The sequence below is a fragment of the Streptomyces sp. NPDC005195 genome, assembly GCF_040608315.1.
In the GTDB taxonomy this organism is placed as follows: Bacteria; Actinomycetota; Actinomycetes; order Streptomycetales; family Streptomycetaceae; genus Streptomyces; species Streptomyces kaempferi.
Map to the genome: position 1 here is coordinate 1 of NZ_JBEXHZ010000215.1, position 2,927 is coordinate 2,927.

The following is a 2,927-nucleotide window of genomic DNA, read 5'->3' on the forward strand; positions in this document are numbered from 1 at the left end:
GCTCCCGGCCCGCTCACCGGGCGTACGCCCCGCCGCGCGCCCAGGCCGCGCGCAGCCCGGTCAGCAGCGTACGGGCCTCGATGTTCAGGTAGTTGCTGTGCCGCAGCAGCGCGGACATCTGGTCCACCGTCACCCACAGGAAGTCCTCGGGCACGTCGACGGGGAAGTCGCCGCCCACCTCCATCAGGACGTAGCGGTTGCCCGCGTGGTGGAAACGCCCGCCCTCCTCGGACTGCACGGTGTCGTACAGCAGCGAGCCCGCCTGGGCCCGCAGGACCAGGTCCAGGAACCGCGGCCGCCGCGGTGCGGGCAGGCTCAGCGCGCGGCCCGGCTGGCACTGCACGGTCGGGCCGAGCTCCGCCACGTCCAGCACGCCCGCCTCGGAACGGGCGTGCGCCAGCAGGTGCGGCACCCCGCCGATGCGGCGCACCAGGAACGCGGACAGGCCCTGTTCGGCCGGCGCGAGCAGCGGCTGCGTCCAGCGGGTGACCTCGCGGTTGGCGGCGGCCACGGACGCGGCGATGACGGTGAAGTGGTGGCCGCTGTCGTGGGAGATCCCGTCCTCGGTGCGCCGCCAGCGCCGTACGGCCGACAGCGGCATGCTGGTCTGCACCAGCTCCCGGTGCGCCTTGATCTCGGTGAGCCGGTTGAGGAGGTGCTCCATGGAGTGCAGCGGGGGCCCCTCGTCGGCGAAGGACGGGATCAGCGACAGCACGGTACGGGCGTCCATGTTGACCACGTTCGACTCGTGCAGCAGCTGGTGGATCTGGCCGAGCGTCAGCCACACGAAGTCCTCGTGCTCGGGGACGTGGCCGAGCGCCTCCACCACCATGTTCCGGTTGCGCTTGCGCAGGAACCAGGAGCCCTGTTCGGACTGCAGGGAGTCGAACAGCACCCGCGAGGCGGTCCGCGGCGGCGCGAAGTACTCGATGTAGTTCACGGGGGCGCCCCGGTGCACCCCGGTGTAGTTGCTGCGGGTGGCCTGCACGGTGGGGGACAGCTGGACGGTCTCGATGTTGCCGGGTTCCATCTTGGCCTGCATCAGGCAGTGCAGGACGCCGTCGAACTCCTTGACGACGATGCCCAGGATGCCGATCTCCGGCTGGTTGATGATCGGCTGCGACCAGGACGCGGCGTGCCCGTTCCACTCGGTGCGCACGTGCAGGCCCTCGACGGAGAAGAACCGGCCGCTGTCGTGCACCAGGTTCCCGGTGGCGCCCTGGAAGCGCCAGCCGACCAGCTCGCGGAAGGGGATGCGGCGCACCTCGTAGCGGTTGGTGCGGCGCTGCTCGGCGAACCATTCGCGGAAGACCGGGTTGGAGGTCACCGGGCTGTCCAGACTCTGGGCCGACAGTGTGAAGCGCCGCCCGAGGCCGGTGAGGGCGCCCGGGGGCACCGCTTGGGTGATGGCCATAAAACATGACTCCTTCGCCGTGTCCCGCGCGCCCAGGGCCAGGCCGCCGCCCACGACGATCCGGCAGGGCGATCGGCCGTTGCTGGAGGACGCCTCGAAACGCCCCGCACGCCACCTCGAGGCGCACCCCGGCACCCGGCCCGGGGGAGGGGCGGGACGGGCCGCCCACCGGGCCCCGCCCGCTTCCCCCACCCCGGATTCTTTCAGCGCTAGATATATTGGCGGTGCTAGACAAAGGGGGCGGGCGTCCCTACGCTGAGGCGGTATGAGAATCCTCTTTGCCAGCGCGGGCAACTTCGGGCACGTCTACCCCCTGCTTCCCTTGGCGAAGGCCGCGCGCGCCGCGGGCCACGAGGTGGTGTTCGCCACCGGCGAGCAGCTCCACCCGGCCCTGCGGGCCGCGGGCCTGGAGCCGGTGACGGCGGGCCGCTCGGTCCCCGAGGCGTTCATGGAAGCAGTGCGCGGTAGTGACTCCCTCGAGCACGACGGCGCCGACCTGGGCGCCCAGGACGTGCCGCCGGAGGTGCTGGCGGACCTGCACGTGAAGGTGTTCGGTTCGGTGCTGCCCCGCTGGGTGGCCGCCGACCTCGCCCCCGTCCTCGCCGGCCGGCGTCCCGACCTCGTCGTCTACGAGGCGATGAACCCGGGCGCCGCCTTCGCCGCCCGGCTGGCGGGCGTGCCCGCCGTCGCGCACGGCGTCGGGGTGATGGCGATGGGCCCCGAAGAGGCCCGGATCCAGGAGGAGTTGCTGGCCACCGCGGCCGACCTCGGCGTGGACGTGCCCTACGGCCAGTTGCTGGCACTGGCCGCCACCTACATCGACATCTGCCCGCCGTCCCTGCAGGACCCCGGCTTCCTGGCCGCCCCGCTGCCCCGCATCGAGCAGCGCCCCGTCGCCTACGGCGAGCCGGGCGAACTGCCCGCGGCCATCCGCGACACGGACGGCCCGTTCGTCTACCTGACCCTGGGCACCGCACTGGGCTCGGTGGACGTGCTGCGCACGGTCATCGACGGGCTGCTGCCGCTCCAGGTGCCGGTCCTGGTGGCGACCGGACCCGTGGTGGCCGTCGCCGACCTGGGTGAACTGCCCGAGCGCGTGGTGGCGGTGGAGTGGGTGGCCCAGCCCGAGGCGCTCGAGCGGGCGGCGCTGGTGGTGCAGCACGGCGGCGCGGGCACCACACTGGCCGCGCTGGCGGCCGCCCTGCCCCAGCTGATCCTGCCGCAGGGCGCCGACGGCCCCGCCAACGGCACCGCCGTGCGCGACGCGGGCGCCGGCGAGGTCGTCTTCGCCGCAGACCTGTCGGCCGACGCGGTCACCGAACAGGCCCGCCGCATCCTGGGCGACGAGAGCTACCGGGACGCGGCCCGCAAGGTCGCCGCCGAGATCGCCGCGATGCCCGGCCCCGCCGAAACCGCCGCCCGCCTCCCGCAGTTCACCGCCTGACCTGCCTGACCTGCCTGACCCGTTCGGTCTGTTCGCCTCCGGGTGCCGATCCGCCGGCCGCCCGGTCCC

At 73.3% G+C, this 2,927-nt stretch carries 2 protein-coding genes; one reads left to right on the forward strand and one right to left on the reverse strand.

All coding sequences use genetic code 11. From position 1 onward, the window contains the following. Window positions 1-13: 13 nt before the first annotated feature. On the reverse strand, window positions 14-1,414 hold the full coding sequence (locus ABZV34_RS38110; protein WP_356287480.1) for an NDP-hexose 2,3-dehydratase family protein: 1,401 nt from the start codon (window positions 1,412-1,414) through the stop codon (window positions 14-16). A gap of 265 nt (window positions 1,415-1,679) precedes the next feature. Between ABZV34_RS38110 and ABZV34_RS38115 the strand changes: the two genes are divergently transcribed. After that, window positions 1,680-2,858, forward strand: coding sequence for a nucleotide disphospho-sugar-binding domain-containing protein (locus tag ABZV34_RS38115; RefSeq protein WP_356287483.1), 1,179 nt, complete (start codon window positions 1,680-1,682; stop codon window positions 2,856-2,858). Window positions 2,859-2,927 lie beyond the last annotated feature (69 nt).

Bases quoted from the DNA above. Each gene is read 5' to 3' on its own strand.
- ABZV34_RS38110 (WP_356287480.1), bottom strand. From the start codon at position 1,414: ATGGCCATCACCCAAGCGGTGCCCCCGGGCGCCCTCACCGGCCTCGGG.
- ABZV34_RS38115 (WP_356287483.1), top strand. From the start codon at position 1,680: ATGAGAATCCTCTTTGCCAGCGCGGGCAACTTCGGGCACGTCTACCCC.